Here is a 21,452-nt window from a genome sequence, read left to right on the forward strand (position 1 = left end):
CCTGACTACAATGGCGCTCTTTTTTGCGGCAGAGGGAAGAATCATGGCGGAGCTGACTTATCTGGGGGGCTATCCGGAGCCACTCAAGGCTCAGGTACAGCAGTTGATTGCGGCGGGCAAACTCGGCGAGATGCTGGCCAAACGCTACCCGCAAACCCACCTCGTCCAGAGCGACAAGGCGCTGCTCGCCTATACCATGGAGCTGAAGAACCGCTACCTGAAAAGCTCGGCGCCGCTTTCCAAGGTGATCTTCGACGGCAAGATCAACGTGATCAAGGATGCCCTGGGACTGCACACCTATGTCAGCCGGGTGCAAGGCAGCAAGCTCAAGGCCAAGAACGAGATCCGCATCGCCGCCCTGTTCAAGGAGGCCCATCCCGCCTTTCTCAAGATGATAGTGGTGCATGAGCTGGCCCACCTGAAGGAGAAGGATCACAACAAGGCTTTCTACCAGCTCTGCCAGCACATGGAACCGGACTATCATCAACTGGAGTTCGATCTCAGGCTCTGGCTCACCTGGCGTGATATCGAGCGTACCGCCCGCTGATCCCCTTGCAAGGAGGCAAGATGCGCCCATGGCACACACCTCTCCAGCCCGTTCGCCATGGGCACTGGTTGCTCCCGGGGCTGATGCTCTGGCTCTTCTCCCTGCCGCTGTCGGCCACCGAACGCTGGCAGCGTGATGACTACCTTGTCCAGAGCTTCATGGAAATCGCCATGAAACGGGAGTATGGCCATGAACAACAGGAGCACTTCTCCCGCTGGCCGGGCCCCGTGCGTCTCAAGCTCGTCAACGAATTCGGCGACAAGCCGCTGCAGGCCGAGGTCGTCAAGGTACAGACCCGTCACCTGAGCAGGATCACCGGTCACCCCATCGAGATTGTCAACGACAACCCCAATCTCACCCTCATCATGACCCGGCACAAACAGATGGCGAGCTGGGCTGCGCGCACCATGCGCCAGGACGAGTCGGTGCGCATCGCCCTCAAGGAGGGGATTTGCCTGGCCAATTTCGCCACCAACGCTCGCTACGAGATCACCCGTGCCACCATCATCATTCCGGTGGATTACAGCCGGGCAAAGGGCCGTTTTCTGGATTGCGTAGTGGAAGAGTTGAGCCAGGTGATGGGGCTGCCCAACGACTCGGACAAGGTGTTCCCCTCCATCTTCAATGACAGCAGCATCGACAGCTTTCTGACCGGGCTCGATTACGTGTTGCTCAGGCTTGCCTACCACCCGGCATTGCAACCGGGCATGACGGCGGACGAGGTACGCGCGGCGCTCCCCACCGCCCTCAAGGCACTACGCGCCAATGGCGACATCGCACAGGCCACCCAACGGGTGCAGGTCGACAGCCTCAAGCGTTGGGCGGGACTCTGAACGCAGCGCCGTCACTCTTCTACTCTTCGACTCTTTCGCCTTTCGCCTTTCGCCTTTCGCCTTTCGCCTTTCGCCTTTCGCCTTTCGCCTTTCGCCTTTCGCCTTTCGCCTTTCGCCTTTCGCCTTTCGCCTTTCGCCTTTCGCCTTTCGCCTTTCGCCTTTCGCCTTCATGGTCATGCGCTTACCCCATCAACGCAACACGCAGCCCATGGCTGCGTGTTTTGAAGAGCGGTTCGGCAAAGCCGGTACAGGGATCATCATCCGGCTGGAGACTCCTCCTCTCGGCCTGGCAGATCACGACGATGCTTGCCGCTGAGAGCTTATCTTCAGGCCTCCAGAGCCTCTTCCTCCGGCATCCAGCTATCGGCGTTTTCCCACACCTCCTGAACCATGGCTTCGGCCAGCTCCTTGTCTTCCTTGCTGGCGCGACTGACCGTCAGAGCCATGGCACTACCCGGTGCCACCCGCACATGCAGATCGGGAAAGCGCTCACCCAGTTGCTTGAGCAGCTCCTGGCGCAAGGCCTCCATGGTCGAGGTGGGGATCTGGTGTTTTCTGTCGATGATGATTTCCAGGCGCATAGGGTACGTCTCCATGATAATTAACTGTATTTTTATACAGTAACTTTAAAAAGTAAAGATGGTGGCTGCACATAGGCCCTCACCGTCCATGCCTTCTCGCTGACGATGTGCAGCCGAACGACCCCGATTTTCCCCCATCGCTGTCATCATGGAAAAAACAGTTGATATTGATTCTCATCCATCGCATTATTCATGTCTTGTTATAACATAACAGCAGAGGCAATCATGCGCCCCCATATTCACCCTGAATACCGCAAGGTTCTGTTCCACGATCTCGCCAGCAATACCTACTTTCTGATCGGCTCCACGCTGGCCACCGATCGCACCAGAGTGTGGGAAGATGGCAACACCTACCCCTATGTGACGCTGGATGTCTCCAGCGCGTCCCACCCCTTCTATACCGGCAAACAGAAGCAGGTCGGCAAGGAAGGTCAGGTCGCTCGCTTCGGCCAGCGATTCGGTCAGTTCTTCAGCAAAGGAAAAGAGAAACAATGAAAGTCCTCGCCTCCCTGAAATCCGCCAAGTCGCGTCACCCGGATTGCCAGATCGTACGTCGACGCGGCAAGCTGTTCGTCATCTGCAAGAGCAATCCCAGGTTCAAGGCTCGTCAGGGCTGATTGCGCATCCGCCCCTCATGGATAACAAAGGCCCTCGTCATGAGGGCTCTGTCATCTCTGGGCTCTGCTCACAGCGGGGTGGCGCACTTGCGGTACTCGGTGGGGCTGACCCCTACCCGCTTTCGGAACACCCGCGAGAAGTAGAGCTGATCGTCATAGCCCACCTGCTGGCCTATGGTGGCGACCGACAGCGGCGTGGTCTGCAGCAGCAGCTTGGCCCGCATGATGCGCTGATCCTCGCGCCAGCGCACTATGCTCACCCCCACCTGCTCGCGAAACAGGTGCGCGAGGCGCGAGGGAGACAAGAATACCTGCTCCGCCAGCGCTTCCACCGAGATCTCGGCCGAGAGGGACTCGCTCAGGATCTGGCACGCCTCGTGGACCCGGTGATCGATGGCGGGATAGGCATTCTGGGACGATGCCTCGTAGCAGCGGATGAGCAACCGCTCCAAGAGGTTCATGGCCAGTTGCTCCGACATGGGCCGCAGCTGCTTGTGGGTCTCCTCGATGTCGAGGAAGAGGGCGTCGAATTCGGTGAGCAGCTGGTTGTCCGCCAGTTGCAGTCGCCCCACCTGCTCCGTCACCTGGGGCCACTTGAGCCAGTCAGTCCAATAGGCCCGCGGCCGGAAATAGACCCAGCGGTGATACCACTCCCGGGCATCCGGCGCCCGGCCGTAATGGTGCACCGCCGCTGGTGGAAAGAGCAGCAGGTCGCCGGGTTCCACGGTGAAGGCCTTGTCCCCCTGAAAGATCTGCCCCTTGCCCTTGATGGTCAGATTGACGATGAACCCCTTCATGCCGTGGGGCCTGTCGATGGTGAAATCCAGCGCGCTCCCCTGCTCGATGGGAGTCATCCCCGAGACCAGGAAGACGTCGAAGGCGTAGCCAGGCAGCAGGGGATTGAGTTGTTTCGGCTTCTCTTTTTGCATCGAGGACATGGCGGAAAACAGGGTTTCGGTAAAAAAGTCGACATGGGCCATTGTAGAGATCCGGCGTAGGAACCCCCTATGTTCGCAAGCTGTTCGTTGTGAAATTGTTGAACTGGCTCACAGCTTGCCGGGGAAAACACCGGGCCGGCGCGAGGCCGGCCCGGTGACGAGGAAAGACATCGCTCAGATACGGGCTTTGCGCACCTGCTTGTAGCGGTCGAACAGCACGGCGGCGAGCAGGATGAGGCCACGCACCACGTACTGGGCAAACGGGGAGATGTTGAGCAGGTTCATGGCGTTCTCCATCAGCCCCAGGATCAGCACCCCGGCGATGATATAGGATATCTTGCCGATCCCCCCCTTCATGGAGACCCCACCCAGCACGCAGGCGGAGATCACCACCAGCTCGAAGCCGATGGAGGTCATGGGCTGACCCGAGGTCATGCGGGATGCGAGGATGATGCCGGCGAGCGAGGCGATGAGCCCGGTCATGGTGAAGATGATGATCTTGGTGCGCACCACGTTGACCCCGGCCAGACGCGCCGCCTCCTCGTTGCCCCCCATGGCCAGGGTATTGCGCCCGAAGGTGGTCTTGTTGAGCAGCAGACCGAACAACACGAAGCAGACAGCCGTCAGCCAGATGGGCGTCGGGATGCCAAGCAGGGCGGAGTTGCCAAGCTCGAAGAAGCCCTCCTCCACGATGCCCACCGCCTTGCCGTCGGAGATGATGTAGCCCACCCCGCGCGCCATCTGCATGGTGGCAAGGGTGGTGATGAGGGCGTTGATCTTGAATTTGGCCACGACGATGCCGTTGATGAGGCCAAAGACAAGGCCCACCGAGAGACCGGCCAGAATGCCGAGGGGGATGCTCTCGGTGGCGTTGATGCCCACCGCGCAGGCAACCCCGGAGCAGGCCACCACGGAGCCCACCGACATGTCGAACTCGCCGGAGGCGAGGCAGAACAGCATGCCGCAGGCCACCATGCCCGACATGGAGACGGCAAGCCCGAGCCCCCGCATGTTGATCAGGCTGGCGAAGTTGGGGACCAGCACGCAGGCGAGCAGGAACAGGATGGCGAAGATCACCAGCATGCCGTACTGATCCCAGATGCGGGTCAGTTGCAGGCGGGTACCGCTCGCCGCGGTGTCGTTGGCGGCTTGGCCGACCGAGGTCGTTGTTGTCATGGTATTTCTCCTGAAAATTCCGGGTGCTATCTCGTTGCGGTCAGCAGATCAACGGGCCGGCATGGCCAGATTGAGCGCCTTGACCTCGTTGGCCTCGTCGTGGGAAAGCTCGCCGGCGATCTCCCCCTCCCGCATGACCAGGATCCGATCCGCGATGCCCAGCACCTCCGGCAGCTCGCTCGAGACCACCACCACGGCGATGCCCACCTTGGCCAGATCGTAAATCACGTTGTAAATCTCGTTCTTTGCCCCGACGTCGATGCCTCGGGTCGGCTCGTCGAGCAGGATCACTTTCATGTCTTCCGACAGCCAGCGTCCCAGAATGGCCTTCTGCTGGTTGCCGCCGGAGAGGTTCATGATGGCCTGCTGGGGAGACGGGGTCTTGACCCGCATGTCGCGGATCCGCAGCCTCGCGTTCTCGTCCTCCCACTTCTGGTTGATCCAGAAGCCTCCCCACGCGTGGTGGCGGCGGGCGCTGATGTTGATGTTCTCCTGCACCGAATGGATGGGGATGATGCCGAGCGCCTTCCTGTCTTCGGTGCAGAGCATGATGCCGCTGCGAATGGCATCGATGGGGCTCTGAATGACCACCTGTTTGCCAAACACCGATATCTCGCCCCCCCGAGGTGTCTCGGCGCCGAAGATAAGCTTCATCAGCTCGCTGCGCCCGGCCCCCACCAGCCCGAAGATGCCGAGGATCTCCCCTCTCTTTACCTCGAGCGACACCGGCGCCTTGAGGCCGGGTCCCATCAGGTGCTCCACCTTGAGGCCCGCCTCGCCAAGCGGCCTTGGGCTGTAACCATAGATGTCGGTCAGTTCGCGCCCCACCATGGTCTTGACCAGCAGATCCCGGTCCACCTCGGCCATGGAAGCGAAGGTGCGCACGAACTGGCCATCCTTGAACACCGTGATGGCATCGCACAGGGCGAAGATCTCGTCCATGCGGTGGGAGACGTAGAGAATGACCTTGCCCTCGTCCCGCAACTGGCGGATGACCCGAAACAGCTGCTCAATCTCGCGGGACGAGAGGCTGCTGGTCGGCTCGTCGAAGGCGATGACGCTGGCGTCCCGGGTCAGGGCCTTGGCGATCTCCACCATCTGCCACTGACCCAGGGACAGGTACTTGAGCGGCGTCTCGGGGGAGACATCCATCCCGAGGCGTGCCAGCTGCCTGGCTGCATCCTGATAGAGCTTCTCCCGATCGATGACGCCGCGCCGGGTCGGCAACTGCCCCAGGTAGATGTTCTCCGCCACGCTCATTTCAGGGACCAGGTGCAGCTCCTGATAGATGATGGCAATCCCGCTCTCAAGGGCATCGACCGTGTTTTGGAACACTTTCTCCTGACCCGCCAGCTTCACCACCCCGCGGGTGGGCGCCTGAAAACCGCTCAGGATCTTGAGCAGGGTGGACTTGCCGGCCCCGTTCTCTCCCATCAGCGCGTGTACCGTGCCCTGCTGGCAGGCGAAGGAGACGTTCTGCAGCGCCTTGACGCCGGGAAACTCCTTGCTGATGCCGCAAAACTCCAGATATGGAACTTGATTCATGAGATGACTCCAGCCAGCCGGCACGGCGCACTCCGCCATGCCGGCATGGGTATCAAGGGATGGGGATCACAGCCCTTTCTTTTGCAGCTCGGCCTTGAAGTTGTCGCGGGTGATGAGCACCACGTCGGTCACCTCGGTGAACTTGGCAGGCTCGGCGCCGTTGACGACCCAGTCATGGAGCATCTGGATGCTCTTGTAGCCGTGTACGTCCGGGCTGGGCAGCAGGGAGCCGAGGAAGCCGGTGGCGCTGGACTTGGAGAGCTCGTTCACCGCATCCACCCCGTTGATACCGATGCCGATGACGTTCTCCGCCTTGAAGCCCTGCCCTTCGGTGGCGCGCACGCCGCCGAGCACGGTGTTGTCATTCATGCCGACGATGAGCCAGTTCTTGACCTCGGGGTGTTGCACCAGCATGGAGTTGGCGGCATCCAGCGCCCCCGGGATGTCGTTGCTCTTGGTGGGCGCGCGGAAGATCTGGCCCTCGGGGAAACCGGCGGCCTTGAGCGCGCCCAGGGAGCCCTCGACCCGGCGACGGGCGGTGTCGAGCTCGTCGGCGGTGATGGCGAGCACCCCGGTCGCCTTTACGTCCCACTGGCGCTTTTGCATCTCCTTGTAGAGCTCCTGCCCCTGACGCTCGCCAATCTTGGTGGCGGCCATCATCACCAGCGGCACCTGCTCCATGGGCTGGCCCTTGGCGTTGACGAACTGGTCATCCACCGTGATGACCTTCAGATCCATGCTGTTGGCCTTGGCCATGATGGCGGCACCGAGTTTGGGATCCGGGGTACAGATGACGAAACCCTTGGCGCCATTCGCCGCCAGACTGTCGATGGCATTGAGGGTCTTCTCCCCGTCGGGGACGGCTATCTTGATCACCTCGAAGCCCAGATCCTTGCCCGCCTTGTCGGCGAAGTTCCACTCGGTCTGGAACCAGGGCTCCTCGGGCTGCTTGACCAGGTAGCCCAGCTTCAGCGCTTCGGCCGAGAAAGCAGAATTTGCCATACCAAGGGCGAACCCCATTGCGATCATGCCTTTAACGATTTTGTTCATGCGAATGTCTCCAACGGTTCTATCAATCCATGTATCCACGCAGTGCTACTCGTTGAGTCAATCAAGTCGCAGCCATATAAAAACATGCTTAAACAGGACGTTATTGTTGTTGCTGGTTGAGCGAACCAAGTTGTAATCGTTTTCACAATTAAAAATGGAGAGCAGGATCACGCCATGAGATTGCAGCCATTTCGTCTATATAATTAGCAATTTCGTCACATATTGAATTTTAGAGAGCCGTCACCCTGTCGCACTGACAGCGTTAAAATCCATATTTCCAGCAGCCAATGGCTAACCGCCCCTCCTGCCCATCTCCTATGGTTCCCCCCAGTCACCCCTCATTGATGGTCAGGAGCACTTATGTCTGAGCACATCGTCATCGGACTCGATTTCGGCAGCGACTCGGTCAGGGCACTCGCCGTGCGCTGCCAGGACGGCGCCGAGCTGGCGACCCATGTCGTCTATTACCCGCGCTGGCAGGCAGGCCACTACTGCCAACCGGTCAACAACCAGTTCCGCCACCACCCCCTCGACTATCTGGAGTCCATGGAGCAGGCAGTGGTGGCGGTGGTAAGCCAGCTCACGCCGAGTCAGCGCACCGCCGTGCGCGGCATCGGGGTGGACAGCACCGGCTCCACCCCCGCCCCCATCGACAGAGAGGGGCGCGTGCTGGCCCTGCGTCCGGAGTTTGCCGACAACCCCAACGCCATGTTCGTGCTGTGGAAGGATCACACCGCCATCGAGGAGGCGGAGGCCATCACCGCCCTGTGCCACGGCGGCCAGTTCCCCGACTACAGCCGCTACATCGGCGGCATTTACTCCTCCGAGTGGTTCTGGGCCAAGATCCTGCACGTCTCCCGCGCCGATGCCGCCGTGCGCGCCGCCGCCTGCAACTGGGTCGAGCTGTGTGACTGGGTACCCGCCATCCTGAGCGGCACCCAGGCCCCGGCCACCCTCAAACGCGGGCGCTGTGCCGCTGGCCACAAGTCCCTCTGGCACCCGAGCTGGGGCGGCCTGCCCCCCGCCGACTTCCTCAATGCCCTGGATCCCCTGCTGACGGAGGATCTCGATTTCCCCCTCTTTACCGGCAGCTGGACCGCCGATCTCCCGGTCGGCACCCTGACCCCGGAGTGGGCGGAGCGGCTGCACCTCTCCTGCGAAGTGGTGATTGCCGGCGGCGCCTTTGACTGCCACATGGGGGCGGTGGGAGCCGGGGCCGGCAACAATGCGCTGGTGAAGGTGATAGGCACCTCCACCTGCGACATCCTGATCGCCGACGAGGCCACCATAGGTGATCGGGCCATTGCCGGGATCTGCGGCCAGGTGGATGGCAGCGTGGTGCCGGGCATGGTGGGGCTGGAGGCGGGACAGTCCGCGTTCGGTGACATCTATGCCTGGTATCAGCGCCAGCTAGGCTGGCCCCTTGACAGCCTCGCCGCCCAGTATCCGGAGCTTCGCACCGCCATCGAGCGCCACAAGCAGGCCCTGTTACCCAGCCTCGCCGCCGCCTGGGATCAGCAGCGCGACCTGGCGCACCTGCCGGTGGTGCTCGACTGGTTCAACGGCCGGCGCACCCCCTATGCCAACCAGCGCCTGCAGGGCACCCTCACGGGGATCAACCTCGGCACCGATGCCCCCGATCTCTTCGGTGCCCTGGTGGCCTCCACCGCCTTCGGTGCCCGCAGCATCATGGAGTGCATGACCAGTCAGCAGGTGCCGGTGGAGCAGGTGATCGCCCTTGGCGGCATCGCCCGCAAGTCCACCACCGTGATGCAGACCTGCGCCGACGTGATGAACAGGCCTATCCAGGTGGTGGCCTCGGATCAGTGCTGCGCCCTGGGGGCGGCCATCTTTGCCGCCGTGGCGGCCGGGATCCACGCCGATGTGGCCAAGGCCCAGCACCACATGGCGAGCGCCGTGGAGCGCACCCACCAGCCACACCCCGAGCGGGTCGCCGAGTATGAACGCCTCTACCAGCGCTACCTCGCCTGGGGCGCCGCCGCCGAACCGCTCTACAACCGGGGGGTGCCGGCATGAACCTCAAGACCCTCAAGGATCAGGTGCTCGCCGCCAATCTGGATCTGCCGCGCCATGGCCTGGTGACCTTCACCTGGGGCAACGTGAGCGGCATCGACCGAGAGCGCAATCTGGTGGTGATAAAGCCAAGCGGCGTCAGCTATGAGCGGATGCGGGTCGAGGACATGGTGGTGCTGGATCTGGCGGGCAAGCAGGTGGAGGGGGACCTTCGCCCCTCCTCCGACACCGCCACCCACCTGGTGCTCTATCGCGCCTATCCGGAGCTTGGCGGCGTGGTGCACACCCACTCCACCCATGCCACCGCCTGGGCCCAGGCGGGGCGTCCCATCCCCATTTTCGGCACCACCCAGGCCGACTACTTCCACGGCGAGATCCCCTGCTCCCGCCTGCTCACCCCGGGCGAAGTGGAGGAGGATTACGAGGGGCTGACCGGTCATCTCATCGTCGAAACCCTCAAGCAGACCCCCATCCTCACCATGCCGGGGGTGCTGGTGGCCAACCACGGCCCCTTCAGCTGGGGCAAGAGCGCCGAGGATGCAGTGCACAACGCCGTGGTGCTGGAAGAGGTGGCCCGCATGGCCTGGCTCACCGGCCAGATCAACCCGGGGGCCCGCCCCCTGCCCGATTACCTGCTGGAGAAGCACTACCAGCGCAAGCATGGCAAACACGCCTATTACGGCCAGACAAAAGCCTAAAAGAGGACAAACTCATGGAATTGATGAAACAGCTGGAAGTGTGGTTCCTGGTCGGCAGCCAGCACCTGTATGGCGCCACCACATTGAAGCAGGTGGCCGATCACGCCCACACCATCGCCAGCCAGCTCAACGAGGGGGCGAACCTGCCCCTCAAGATAGTGCTCAAACCCACCGGTACCACCCTGGATGAAATCAGCGCGGTGGCCCGGGATGCCAACCACGACGAGCGCTGCGCCGGGCTCATGGTGTGGATGCACACCTTCTCCCCCGCCAAGATGTGGATCCCGGCGCTGAGCCAGTTGCAAAAGCCCCTGCTGCAATTTCACACCCAGTTCAACCGGGATCTCCCCTGGAGCGAGATCGACATGGACTTCATGAACCTGAACCAGACCGCCCACGGCGGGCGCGAGTTCGGCTTCATGGGGGCCCGCCTGCGGCTGCCGCGCACCGTGGTGGTGGGTCACTGGCAAGATGAAGAGGCCAGACAGAAGATTGGCAACTGGATGCGCATCGCCGCCGCCATCCACGACAGCCGCCACCTCAAGATCGCCCGTTTTGGCGACAACATGCGCAACGTGGCGGTCACCGAGGGCGACAAGATTGAGGCCCAGATCCAGTTCGGCTATCAGGTGAACTACCACCCGGTCGGCGATCTGGTCAAGGTGATCGATGCCGTGCCCGACAGCGACATCGAGGCGCTGCTGGCCGAGTATGAGGCGACCTACACCCTGACCGAGGCGGTGCAGGCGGGTGGGGTGCTTCGCGCCTCCCTGTATGAGGCGGCGCGCCAGGAGCTGGGGGTGAAGAAGTTCCTCACCGACGGTGGTTTTGGCGCTTTCACCACCACCTTCGAAGATCTCTATGGTCTGCACCAGCTACCGGGCCTCGCCTGCCAGCGCCTGATGCAGCAAGGCTTCGGTTTTGGGGCAGAAGGGGACTGGAAGACCGCGGCCCTCTTGCGCACCCTGAAAGTGATGGGATATGGCCTTGCGGGGGGCGCCTCCTTCATGGAGGACTACACCTACCACCTGGAGGCGGGCAACAACCTGGTGCTGGGGGCCCACATGCTGGAGGTCTGCCCCTCCATCGCCGCAGGCAAACCCGTGCTGGACGCCCAGCATTTAGGCATAGGCAAGAAGGCCGATCCGGCCCGCCTGCTGTTCGCGGCCCCGGCGGGCAAGGCGGTCAACGCCAGCCTCATCGATCTCGGCAACCGCTTCCGTCTGGTGGTCAATCAGCTGGAAGTGGTGGACCTGCCAGAGGCCATGCCGAAACTCCCGGTGGCCAGCGCCCTGTGGAAACCCCTGCCGGACCTGCAGACCAGCGCCGAGGCCTGGATCCTGGCGGGCGCCGCCCACCACTCGGTGTTCACCCAGGCGGTGGACATCGAGCAGCTGCGCACCTTCGCCGACATCATGGGCATCGAGTTTGTGGTCATCGACGAGCACACCCGCATCCCCGCGCTCAAGGAGCAACTGCGCTGGAACGAGGTCTACTACAAGATCTGCCAGTGACCCTTTAATCGGCCAGCGGCCATCACCATGACAACAGCCCCGCCCGCGGGGCTGTTTCATTTCGCGTCCCCTCAGGGATGACCCTCCCCCTCCAGCAGCCAGTGACAGACCCGCTGCACCCCGTGGCGCCGGCTGTCGGGCCGGGCGAGCAGGGCGTATTCGTGATCCGTCTCCAGCACGGGGGCGAAGGGAGCGACCAGGGCGCCGCTCTCCAGCTCCTCGGCCACTATGGTGGGATCCCCGAGAGAGAGGCCAAACCCCTGCAAGGCGGCATTCATCGCCAAGTCCAGGGTATCGAACAGCTGCCCCCCCTGGGGCTGCCAGGGGATGTCGAGGAAGGCGGCAAACCAGTTGCGCCAATCCCGCCTATCGGCGCTGGCATGGATGAGGGGCAGCAGGGGCAGCTCGTTCAGGTCGCGCTCGAACAGACGATGCTTGGCAGCAAACGCCGGGGCGCAGACCGGGGTCAGCCGTTCCCGAAACAGGGGCTGGCTGTGGGGATAGCGCCCCAGGCAGGGCTGGTAGACGATGGCGAGATCGAAGGGCTCCCGGGAGAAGTCGATGCCATGGCTGTGGCTGCCACGCACCTCCACCGCCTCCCCCTCGAACGCCTGCAACCGCCGCAGCAGCCAGCGGCTGGCGCAGGAGGGCACCTTGATGCTGATCGCCTGTTCGTGGGGCAGGGTCTGCAAGGCGCTGAGCCCCTCCCCCATGCGGGCCAGCCCTTCACGAACGAAAGGCAGCAGCCGCTCGGCGGCGGGGGTCAAGGTGAGACAACGGGTGCCGCGCACGAACAGCAGGTGGCCCAGGCGCGCCTCCAGCTGGGCGATCTGCTTGCTCACCGCCCCCTGGCTCACGCACAGCTCGTCGGCAGCCAGGGTAAAGCTCAGGTGGCGGGCAGAACACTCGAAGACCTGCAGGCCATAGAGAGGCAACTGAGTGCGCGGCTGGGTGGACAACATGACAAGCCTCCATGCTTGAGAAAAACTCATGCATACCATGCCGAATAATCCGTTGTCCGGCAAGCCTTGGGGGGGCTAAAAAGGGACCTCTTTCACACACGCAGGTGACGGCCCCATGTCCATCCCCCAGGTTTCCAGCAAACTGCCCCAGGTGGGCACCACCATCTTCACCGTGATCGGGGATCTGGCCGCCCGCCACCCCAGCATCAACCTCTCCCAGGGGGCGCCGAGCTTCCCCTGCGATCCCGAGCTCATCCGGGTGACCCACGAGGCCATGCTGGCCGGTGAAAACCAGTACGCCCCCATGACGGGGCTGCCTGCCCTGCGCGAACAACTGGCGGCCAAGATTGCAGCCAGCTACGGCCATCACTATGACGCGGGCGAGGAAATCACCATCACCGCCAGCGCCAGCGAAGCCCTGTTCTGCGCCATCACCGCCCTGGTTCACCCCGGCGACGAGGTGATCATGTTCGAGCCGGCGTTTGACAGCTACCGCCCCATGATCCAGTTGCAGGGAGCCACCCCTGTGGTGATCGCCCTCAAGGCGCCGGATTTCGCCATTCCCTGGGACGAGGTGGCCGCCCGCATCACCCCCCGCACCCGCATGATAGTGCTCAACACCCCCCACAACCCCACCGGCACCGTCTGGCAGGCAGGGGATCAGGAGCGCCTCGCCCGCCTGGTGCGCGGCACCGACATCCTGATCCTCTCGGACGAGGTGTACGAGCACGTGGTGTTCGACGGCGCCCTGCACCAGAGCGTCATCCGCTATCCGGAGCTGGTGGAGCGCTCCGTCGCCGTCTTCTCCTTCGGCAAGACCTTCCACGTCACCGGCTGGCGGGTGGGCTACTGCGTGGCTCCCCGTCCCCTGATGGAGGAGATCCGCAAGGTGCACCAGTTCGCCATGTTCGCCGCCGACACCCCCATGCAGTACGGCTTCGCCCACCTGTTGCAGCAACCGGCCCACTATCAGGGGCTGGCAGCCTTCTACCAGCGCAAGCGTGACCTGCTCGCCTCGGCCCTGGTGGATTCGCGCCTGACCCTGCTCCCCTCGGCGGGCAGCTTCTTCATGCTGGCGAGCTACGAGCGGGTAAGCGACGAGCCCGACAGCCTCTTCGTGCAGCGGCTCATCCGCGATCACGGGGTCGCCACCATTCCGGTCTCCGCCTTCTATCACGACGGCACGGATCAAAGAGTCATCCGCCTCTCCTTCTCCAAGGATGACGACACCCTGCTGGCGGGCGCCGAGCGCCTGTGCGCCGTCTAGGGGGCACCATGGATTCACTGCGCGTTGCCGTCCTCCAGATGGTCTCCGGGGATGACCTTGACCACAACCTGACCCAGGCCGAGGCGTTGCTGCGTCAGGCCGCGGCCGAGGGGGCAGAGCTGGCCCTGCTGCCCGAATATTTCTACCTGATGCCGGTCGATGAGCGGGCGCGCGTGGCCCTGGCCGCCCCCGTTGGCGATCACCCCCTGCTTGCCTGGGCACAAGGCTTGGCCCGGGAGCTCGGGCTCTGGCTGCTGGCGGGCACCCTGCCCCTTGAAAGCGAGGAGCCAGGCAAGATGCACAACAGCAGCCTGCTCATCGACCCGCAAGGGCAGCTCGCAAGCCGCTACGACAAGCTGCACCTGTTTGGCTTTTGCACCGGGCAGGAGCAGTATGACGAGGCCGCGACCATGACCCCGGGCCGGGAGGTGGTGAGCCATCCCCTGCCCTGGGGCGTGCTGCGCCTCGGGATCTGCTACGACCTGCGCTTCCCGGAGCTGTTTCGCCTGGGGCCCGCCCCCGATTTCATCGCCCTGCCCGCGGCCTTCACCCACACCACCGGGCTCGCGCACTGGGCGCTGCTGCTGCGGGCCCGTGCGGTGGAAAACCTGGCCTTCGTGTTTGCCAGTGCCCAGGGGGGACATCACCCCGGTGGGCGGCGCACCTTCGGCCACAGCATGATCATCGATCCCTGGGGCCGGATACTGGCCCAGGTAGAGGAGGGTCAGGGCATGGCCATCGCCACCCTGGATCTGGCAGCACAGCGCACGGTGCGCAGCCAGTTGCCGGCCCTCACCCATCGCAAGATAGCCGTCGGCCCTTGAGGCCGGCACCCTTTAGCACGCTAGGAATGACACCACACTTCAAGGGACTGACCATGAAACTCAACACACTGATGATGCTGATGGCCCTGGCCACCGCCGGCCAGGCCGCCGCCAAACCCCTGGTGATCGCCACCGATGCCACCTATCCCCCCTTCGAGATGGTCGACAGCAGCGGCAAGCTCGGCGGCTTCGAGGTCGATCTCGCCTATGCCCTGTGCGCGGCCATGAAGACCGAGTGCGAGGTGATCAACCAGCCCTGGGATGCCCTGCTGCCGGGCCTGCAGGTGCGCAAGTACGACGCCATCATGTCCTCCATGAACATCACGGACGAGCGGCGCCAGAAAGTGGACTTCAGCCAGGTCTACTACATGATGCAGAACCGCTTCGTGGGGCGCAGCGACAAGGCGGCCGACTTTGCAGACGATCCGGCCCACTTCAAGGGCAAGGTGATCGCGGTGCAGGAGGGCACTCCCCAGGACAACTTCGTCACCGCCCGCTATGGCGAGGTGGCCAAGATCAAGCGCTACGTCAACGCCCAGTCTCCCATGCTGGATCTGCAGTCCGGCCGCGCCGACTACACCTTCGGCAACATGGTGCAGTTGAAGGTCGGCTTCCTCGACAAGGAGATGGGCAAGCAGTTCGCCTTCGTCGGCCCCCAGTTCAACGGCACCCAGGACAAGATCCTGGGAGAAGGGGTGGCGGTAGCCCTTCGCAAACACGATGACAAGCTCAAGGCCCGCTTCGATGCCGCCATCGAGAGTGTCAAGGCCGACGGCACCTTCAACACACTGCTCAAGAAGTACCAGCTCGAAGATCTGCTCTGATCCCGGCATGCCGGCCCCCTGGACAGTTGCAAGGGGCCACGGCAACAGGGCGGCCATTGGCCGCCCTGTGTCGTTTCCCGGCCTCTCGCCGTTATTGGGCCAGGCCCAGGTGTCCGGCAATCTCCTGATACAGGGTCTGGTAGTTGTCGTCGAAGTGGTGGGAGCCCGGCAGGGTCACCGTCGTCACGTTCGGCTGCTGCAAGCGCGGACAGAGTTTGACCGGGGAGTCATCCTCCGCCCCCTGCACGCAGAGCAGCGGCAGAGTCTGAATGCGTGTCACCTCCGGCAGGGTGGGATAGCTGCCCCCCTTGTCGTGCACCACCATGTCGCTGACGTGGATTTCGAAATCCGACGCCGTCGAGGGGGAGAGCATCACGGCCCCCGCCAGGCTGCCGCGATAGGCTGGCGGCAGACGATTGATGACGAAGGGCACTATCTCGGCACCAAAGGAGAAACCCACCAGCAACCAGCGCTGGCGCCCCCAACGGGACTGGTACTCGGTGAGGATGCGCACCAGATCCGCCGTCGCCTGCTCCGGCGTCTTCTTCTTCCAGTAATAGGAGAGCGAGCTCCAGCCCACCACCGGCATGCCGTGGGCCTGCAACTGGGCGCTGAGCCCCTTGTCCAGCGCCGCCCAGCCGCCATCCCCGCTCATGAAAACCACCATGGGGGCAGACGAGGCTTGCGCCACCGGCAACTCCACCAGCCCCAGCTCCGCACCGACCCGGCCCGGCTGGGCGGCCACTGCCGGCAAGGTGAACGAAGAGACGAAACAGCAAATCAACAGCAACAACATGGCTCTCATGGGCCAACTCCTATTTTTTCATGAGCCCGAAGGGGCCGCGACTGATGAGGGAGACGAGATGGGTCAAGGTGCGGGGCAGCACCAGATGGCCGGTACAGAGCAGGTAGCGGGGCTCCCACCTTGGGCCGAACTTCTCCTTGTAACGCCGCAATCCCTGGAAGTTGTAGAAACGGCTGCCCCGGGTGAACAGGGTGTTGCCAAGGCGGGCCCAGTAACCGCCGAGGGGGTTGTCGTTGAAGCCCGACATGGGGGCCATCCCCAGGTTGAAGCTGGCATAACCCTCCTGCTTGCCCCACAGCAGGAGCTCGACAAACAGGAAATCCATGACAGGCGCCGCCCCTGTGTCGAGGCTGTAGCGCATCAGATCGATGGAGAGGCTCTCCTTGTTGTCGCTGGTCCATAGGTTGGCAAACCCGACGATCTGCCCCTCCCGCCGCACCAGCGCCATCGGGTTGAGGGTGAGGTAGGCGGGATCGAAACTGCCCACGGAGAAGCCCTTCTCCCTGCCCTGCTTGCTGTGCAGCCAGCTGTCGGAGATCCCCTTCAACTCGGGCAGCAGGGGGGCAATCTCACCGGGGGCCACCACCTCGAAGCGCAGCCCTTCCCGCTTGCCCTTGGCGTGACTCTGGCGCAGGTTGCGCAGGCGACTGCCGGCGAGATCGAAGCTCGGCAGATCCACGATGGCCTCCTCCCCCAGCTTGAAGGGGATGAGCCCGAGATCCAGATAGACAGGCAGATAACGGGCCGACACCTGGTAGAAGACAGGGCTGACGTCGTGCTCGTCACAGCGCTCGCGAAACTGCCAGAGCAGCTCCTCCACCAGAGAGGGCTGACCGACGGGATCCCCCATCACTATCCAGCTACTGCCCTCGGCCCCGTACATGAGTAAGGCCTCGCCGCTGGGGTGGAACAGCAGGGACTTGTCCCCGAGCTGGGCCAGGTAGCCGTGGCCTCCCCCTGCCCGCATCACCAGCCCATGGGCACGGGAGAGCGCCTCGGCATCCGGCTTGCCGACGGGCAGGCGCAAGGGGGCCAGCAGATGGGCCACCCCGACCACCGCCAGCACGCCGATGACGCTCCCCATGGCGCGCAGGGCACGGGAGGCGGCCCCGGGCCCGTGGGCCGAGACGTGCAGCCAGAGGGAGGGGTCGTACTCCACATGGCGGTAGGAGAAGAGCAGCAACCACAAGGCCCCCAGCAGCACGGCCCCCACCGACATCAGCCAGGAAGGGGTGAACCGGGCGTGAAGCAGGGAACCCTTGCGATAAAAGAGAGGGCGGCAGGGGGTGATGATGAGCAAGAAGCCCCCGAGCAGCAGGGCGGACTCCCAGTCAAACCCCTTGAACAGGGAGAACAGCATGCCAAGCCCCAACAGCCACTGGGTGATCCTGAATGCCCCGTCATGACGGCGGTAGAGGCTGTGGGCCAGCAACAGCAGCAACACGCCGCTGACGCTGCCGAGCACATGGGAGAGCTCCAGCAGGTGCAGGGGCAACACCTCCAGGAAGGCTTCGATCCGCCCCCTCATAGTCGGGATCATCCCGGAGCAGAGCAGCAGGGTGCCCGCCGCGAAGGTACCCATGCTCACCAGGGCGGGCACGAACTCCCGGGTCGCCATCATCACCCCCTGCAGCCGGTGCAGGCGGGCCCGCTGTTGCAGCAGCTCCTGACCTGCGAACAGCAGCAGGGCACAGAGGAAGGGCAGGAAGTAGTAGACGCAGCGGTAGATAAGCAGGGAGGCGAGCAGCTTGTCCACCGGCAGATAGTGGGTGAGCAGCAGGCTCATGCTCGCCTCGAAGACCCCGATGCCCCCCGGCACATGGGCCAGCACCCCGAGCAGGCTGGAGAGCACGAAGGCACTGAGCAGCACCGGATAGGGCACGCTGCCCGATGGCAGCAGCACATAGAGCACGGCGGCGGCGGCCATCCAGTCGAGCAGGGCGATGAGCAGTTGCAGCAGGCGGTATCTGATGCGCGGCAGGAACAGCGGGTGTCCGCGCCAGACCAGGGCTGTCCCCGGCCACACCAGATACGCCAACACCGTCAGCAGGGCCAGGCCCCCCGCCAGTTGCAACAACCCGGTCGCCCAGCGGGGCCAGTCCACCAGCAGGGCCGCCCCCTGCCCCAGCAGCAGGGCACTGCCCCCCCAGCCCAGCAGACCGAGGAAGAAGGTGATGGAGCAAAAGAGAATTACCCTGGCCACCTCCCCGGTGCCAAGCCCCAGGGAGGAGTAGAGCCGGTAGCGTACCGAGGAGCCGGTGAGCAGCGCAAAGCCCAGGGTGTTGGAGAAGGTGTAGGCGATGAAGGAGGTCATCCCCACCTGCTGCCAGGGCAGGCGTTTGTCCAGCACCTTCAGTGCCAGCAGATCATAGCAGCAGAGGCAGCCATAGCTGAGCAGGGTGAGCAGCAGGGCGCCCCCCAACTGCGGCAAGGGTTGTGACCAGATGGCCTGGCGGATGTCGTGCCAGTGCCACAGGTGGGTCAAATGATAGAGGACGGTCAAGGCCGCCCCCAGCAGCAGCAGGCTGCACAGGGGGCCTATCCAGATCAACAGCTGACGCCGCATTCAAGATTCCTGTCAAAAAGCGTGGAGAAAGAGAGCCTCCGAAAGCGGGCGGACAAGGCGCCCTCCCGGAGTGACTCCCCCACAGGCGGCGCGTGACGCCGCACGTTCACGGGGGCAATCCTATGATTTACCAGGCCCTGCCCGCTCGCCACTTTTCTTCTGTAACCTTATGTACAGGCAGACAAAACATCCCCGTCCGGGATAGAGGCAGGAGACGCCATGACACCCTCCCCCCTGATAAGACGCTTCCCCCAAAACGCCCTGGGGCGCGATCTGGCCGTCGGCGACATCCACGGCCACTTCGCCCTGTTGCAGCAGGCCCTCGACACCCTGGATTTTGATCCCGCCCGGGACCGTCTCTTCAGCGTCGGGGATCTGGCGGATCGCGGGCCCGAGTGCAGCGAGGTGATCCACTGGCTGGCCAGACCCTGGTTTCACCCGGTCTGCGGCAATCACGACGACTACGTCTGCCGTTACGAGAGCTGCGATCGGGAGAACTGGATCCGAAACGGCGGCGGCTGGTTTCAGCACCTGACCCCTGCCGAGCAGGCGGCGTTCGCCGTCCACTACCGCAGCCTGCCCCTGGTCATCGAGGTGGCCACCCCGGCCGGTCCGGTCGGGCTGCTTCACGCCGATTGTCCCTTCTCCTCCTGGCAGGGGCTGCTGGACCAACTCGATGCCGGGGTGAGCGGCGGACGGCTTCGGGCCATCAAGAACGTCTGCCTCTGGTCAAGGCGCCGTATCGAACGGCTGGACGAGAGCGGGGTCGCGGATCTCGCCGCCCTGGTGGTGGGCCACACCCCGGTGAGGGAGCCGGTGCGCCTTGGCAACGTCCACTACATCGACACCGGCGGCTGGTATCCCGAGGAGGGCGGCTACTTCACCCTGCTGGACCTCAATACCCTGACCCCTCACTTTCCCCTGCCCTGAGCCGGACCGATGGGATGATCAGGCTCACGGACAACGCCCACTGCCCATTAAAGCGCCAGGCGAACGCCCCGGACTTCGCTCTGCCAGCGCGATGGTTTACCATGCAGGCAATTGCGGTGCATGGCACCCCCACCCAGGCGCCAGGCGCCGCCGTCATCGGACACTCCTTTCGAGCAACATGAGCACATCAGCGCACCCGGCCAGCGGGCCCACGTTCTATTTCCACGACTACGAGACCTTCGGCATCAGTCCGGCCAAAGACAGACCGGCGCAGTTTGCGGGCATTCGCACCGACGGGGATTTCAACGTCATCGGCGAGCCGCTGGTGATTTACTGCAAGCCGCCGGCGGATTACCTGCCGGAGCCGGAAGCCTGCCTCATCACCGGCATCACGCCGCAAAAGGCGATGAAGGACGGCCTGTGCGAGGCGGACTTCATCCGCCAGATCCACGCAGAGTTCGCCACCCCGGGCACCTGCGTGCTCGGCTACAACAGCATCCGCTTCGATGACGAGGTGACCCGCTACACCCTCTATCGCAACTTCTATGACCCCTATGCCTACGCCTGGCAGAACGGCAACTCCCGCTGGGACATCCTCGACATGCTGCGGGCCTGCTACGCCCTGCGCCCGCAGGGGATAGAGTGGGCGTTTGACGACGAGGGCAAGCCGAGCTTCAGGCTGGAGAAGCTCACCGTCGCCAACGGCGTGGCCCACGCCAACGCCCACGATGCGCTCTCGGATGTGCTGGCCACCATCGAGATGGCCAGGCTGGTGAAAAAGGCTCAGCCCAAGCTCTTCGAGTACCTCTTTGATCTTCGCAACAAGAACAAGGTGAAGGCCCTCATCGACGTGGTGACCATGAAACCCCTGGTGCACGTCTCCGGCATGTTCTCCCCCTGGCAGGGGTGTGCAAGCTGGGTGTCGCCGCTCGCCTGGCACCCCACCAACCAGAACGCGGTGATCATGGTGGATCTGACCCGTGACCCCACTCCGCTTATCGAGCTCTCCTGCGAGGAGATCCGCGAGCGCCTCTACACCAAAAAAGAGGAGCTGGGGGATCTGGCCGGCATTCCGGTCAAACTGGTGCACATCAACAAGTGCCCGGTGCTGGCCCCGGCCGCCACCCTGACGCCGGAGCGGGCGGACGAGCTGGGCATCAACCGGGCTCAGTGCCGCAAGAGCCTGGATCTGCTGCGGGCCCACCCCGAGGTGCGGGAAAAACTGGTGGAGGTGTTCAACCAGGAGTTTGCCGGCAGCAATGACGGCGACCCCGACACCCAGCTCTACGCCGGTTTCTTCGGCCACGGCGACAAGTCCACCATGGATCTGGTGCGCGCCACCCCGGCGGATCTGCTGGGGGAGCGGGAGTTTGCCTTCACGGATCCCCGTCTGCCCGAGATGCTGTTCCGTTACCGCGCCCGCAACTGGCCCCACACCTTGAGCGAAGCGGAGCAGAAGCGCTGGCGCCTGCACTGCAGCGACTACTTCAGCCGCCGTCTGCCGGATTATGTGCCGCGCCTGGAAGCCCTGGCGGAACAGAACCAGGGGAACGAACGGAACTTTGCGATTCTAAAGAGTCTCTATCACTACCTTGAAAATCTATGAGATGTGAGCCGTTTCACAGTTAAAAACCGATGCGTTTCCCCGGCTCGCGACATAATGGGCAGGGAGCCCAAGCTCCTGATAGTGTGAATATTTAGATGCGCTGACGGCATGGATGCCGTGCTTTCGACTGTTGGG

General features: G+C 63.6%; 20 protein-coding genes. 12 read left to right on the forward strand and 8 right to left on the reverse strand.

What is annotated here, in order from left to right:
- Positions 1-43: 43 nt before the first annotated feature.
- Together AB5Y70_RS04680 and AB5Y70_RS04685 are read left to right on the forward strand one after the other, a co-directional pair.
- The gene (locus AB5Y70_RS04680; protein ID WP_010674483.1) at positions 44-547 is read left to right on the forward strand and encodes a M48 family metallopeptidase; all 504 of its coding nucleotides are present in this window, start codon (positions 44-46) and stop codon (positions 545-547) included.
- 20 nt (positions 548-567) lie between these two features.
- Positions 568-1,380, forward strand: a complete 813-nt coding sequence (locus AB5Y70_RS04685) for a DUF2927 domain-containing protein (RefSeq protein WP_052258834.1) — start codon at positions 568-570, stop codon at positions 1,378-1,380.
- A gap of 326 nt (positions 1,381-1,706) precedes the next feature.
- On the opposite strand, the gene AB5Y70_RS04690 is transcribed toward AB5Y70_RS04685, so the two are convergent.
- Entirely contained in the window at positions 1,707-1,961 is a 255-nt protein-coding gene (locus AB5Y70_RS04690) for a DinI family protein (protein ID WP_010674481.1), read from the reverse strand.
- Between the two features lie 225 nt (positions 1,962-2,186).
- Between AB5Y70_RS04690 and AB5Y70_RS04695 the strand changes: the two genes are divergently transcribed.
- Both AB5Y70_RS04695 and ykgO read left to right on the forward strand, forming a co-directional pair.
- Entirely contained in the window at positions 2,187-2,456 is a 270-nt protein-coding gene (locus tag AB5Y70_RS04695) for a type B 50S ribosomal protein L31 (protein ID WP_139737321.1), read from the forward strand.
- Positions 2,453-2,578: a type B 50S ribosomal protein L36 gene (ykgO, locus tag AB5Y70_RS04700; RefSeq protein ID WP_010674479.1), complete on the forward strand. Its 126-nt coding sequence runs from the start codon at positions 2,453-2,455 to the stop codon at positions 2,576-2,578. Before AB5Y70_RS04695 ends, ykgO begins: the two co-directional genes overlap by 4 nt.
- A 68-nt stretch (positions 2,579-2,646) precedes the next feature.
- Here ykgO and araC read toward each other — a convergent pair whose 3' ends face one another.
- From araC to AB5Y70_RS04720, 4 genes are all read right to left on the reverse strand, one after another.
- On the reverse strand, positions 2,647-3,558 hold the full coding sequence (gene araC / locus AB5Y70_RS04705; protein WP_010674478.1) for an arabinose operon transcriptional regulator AraC: 912 nt from the start codon (positions 3,556-3,558) through the stop codon (positions 2,647-2,649).
- Positions 3,559-3,690: 132 nt separating this feature from the next.
- Positions 3,691-4,692, reverse strand: coding sequence for an L-arabinose ABC transporter permease AraH (gene araH, locus AB5Y70_RS04710; RefSeq protein WP_010674477.1), 1,002 nt, complete (start codon positions 4,690-4,692; stop codon positions 3,691-3,693).
- Between the two features lie 48 nt (positions 4,693-4,740).
- Positions 4,741-6,237 (reverse strand): L-arabinose ABC transporter ATP-binding protein AraG, encoded by a 1,497-nt coding sequence (gene araG / locus AB5Y70_RS04715; protein WP_010674476.1) that lies wholly within the window; start codon positions 6,235-6,237, stop codon positions 4,741-4,743.
- Between the two features lie 66 nt (positions 6,238-6,303).
- Positions 6,304-7,287, reverse strand: coding sequence for an arabinose ABC transporter substrate-binding protein (locus tag AB5Y70_RS04720; protein WP_039040094.1), 984 nt, complete (start codon positions 7,285-7,287; stop codon positions 6,304-6,306).
- A 360-nt stretch (positions 7,288-7,647) separates the two neighbouring features.
- On the opposite strand from AB5Y70_RS04720, the gene AB5Y70_RS04725 reads away from it, so the two are divergent.
- The 3 genes from AB5Y70_RS04725 to araA are packed head-to-tail and all read left to right on the forward strand — an operon-like array spanning position 7,648 to position 11,533.
- The gene (locus AB5Y70_RS04725) at positions 7,648-9,324 is read left to right on the forward strand and encodes a ribulokinase (RefSeq protein ID WP_043154074.1); all 1,677 of its coding nucleotides are present in this window, start codon (positions 7,648-7,650) and stop codon (positions 9,322-9,324) included.
- Positions 9,321-10,019, forward strand: coding sequence for an L-ribulose-5-phosphate 4-epimerase (locus AB5Y70_RS04730; RefSeq protein WP_010674473.1), 699 nt, complete (start codon positions 9,321-9,323; stop codon positions 10,017-10,019). The genes AB5Y70_RS04725 and AB5Y70_RS04730 overlap by 4 nt, the downstream gene beginning before the upstream one ends.
- 14 nt (positions 10,020-10,033) lie before the next feature.
- Entirely contained in the window at positions 10,034-11,533 is a 1,500-nt protein-coding gene (gene araA / locus AB5Y70_RS04735; protein WP_043154076.1) for an L-arabinose isomerase, read from the forward strand.
- A gap of 71 nt (positions 11,534-11,604) precedes the next feature.
- On the opposite strand, the gene AB5Y70_RS04740 is transcribed toward araA, so the two are convergent.
- On the reverse strand, positions 11,605-12,495 hold the full coding sequence (locus AB5Y70_RS04740; RefSeq protein WP_043154078.1) for a LysR family transcriptional regulator: 891 nt from the start codon (positions 12,493-12,495) through the stop codon (positions 11,605-11,607).
- A 115-nt stretch (positions 12,496-12,610) separates the two neighbouring features.
- On the opposite strand from AB5Y70_RS04740, the gene AB5Y70_RS04745 reads away from it, so the two are divergent.
- Genes AB5Y70_RS04745 through AB5Y70_RS04755 form a run of 3 tightly spaced genes read left to right on the forward strand, consistent with a single transcriptional unit; the run spans position 12,611 to position 15,410 of the window.
- The gene (locus AB5Y70_RS04745) at positions 12,611-13,762 is read left to right on the forward strand and encodes a methionine aminotransferase (RefSeq protein WP_010674470.1); all 1,152 of its coding nucleotides are present in this window, start codon (positions 12,611-12,613) and stop codon (positions 13,760-13,762) included.
- A gap of 8 nt (positions 13,763-13,770) precedes the next feature.
- Positions 13,771-14,586: a carbon-nitrogen hydrolase family protein gene (locus tag AB5Y70_RS04750; RefSeq protein WP_010674469.1), complete on the forward strand. Its 816-nt coding sequence runs from the start codon at positions 13,771-13,773 to the stop codon at positions 14,584-14,586.
- Between the two features lie 53 nt (positions 14,587-14,639).
- Entirely contained in the window at positions 14,640-15,410 is a 771-nt protein-coding gene (locus AB5Y70_RS04755; protein WP_010674468.1) for an ABC transporter substrate-binding protein, read from the forward strand.
- A 91-nt stretch (positions 15,411-15,501) separates the two neighbouring features.
- Here AB5Y70_RS04755 and AB5Y70_RS04760 read toward each other — a convergent pair whose 3' ends face one another.
- Both AB5Y70_RS04760 and mprF read right to left on the reverse strand, forming a co-directional pair.
- Positions 15,502-16,215, reverse strand: coding sequence for an AcvB/VirJ family lysyl-phosphatidylglycerol hydrolase (locus tag AB5Y70_RS04760; RefSeq protein ID WP_010674467.1), 714 nt, complete (start codon positions 16,213-16,215; stop codon positions 15,502-15,504).
- Positions 16,216-16,225: 10 nt separating this feature from the next.
- Positions 16,226-18,781 (reverse strand): bifunctional lysylphosphatidylglycerol flippase/synthetase MprF, encoded by a 2,556-nt coding sequence (mprF, locus tag AB5Y70_RS04765; protein ID WP_010674466.1) that lies wholly within the window; start codon positions 18,779-18,781, stop codon positions 16,226-16,228.
- 219 nt (positions 18,782-19,000) lie between these two features.
- On the opposite strand from mprF, the gene AB5Y70_RS04770 reads away from it, so the two are divergent.
- The gene (locus AB5Y70_RS04770; RefSeq protein WP_010674465.1) at positions 19,001-19,711 is read left to right on the forward strand and encodes a metallophosphoesterase; all 711 of its coding nucleotides are present in this window, start codon (positions 19,001-19,003) and stop codon (positions 19,709-19,711) included.
- Between the two features lie 178 nt (positions 19,712-19,889).
- Entirely contained in the window at positions 19,890-21,317 is a 1,428-nt protein-coding gene (gene sbcB, locus AB5Y70_RS04775; protein WP_010674464.1) for an exodeoxyribonuclease I, read from the forward strand.
- Positions 21,318-21,452 lie beyond the last annotated feature (135 nt).

The sequence above is a fragment of the Aeromonas sp. s1(2024) genome (assembly GCF_040908005.1).
Taxonomy (GTDB): Bacteria; Pseudomonadota; Gammaproteobacteria; order Enterobacterales; family Aeromonadaceae; genus Aeromonas; species Aeromonas caviae.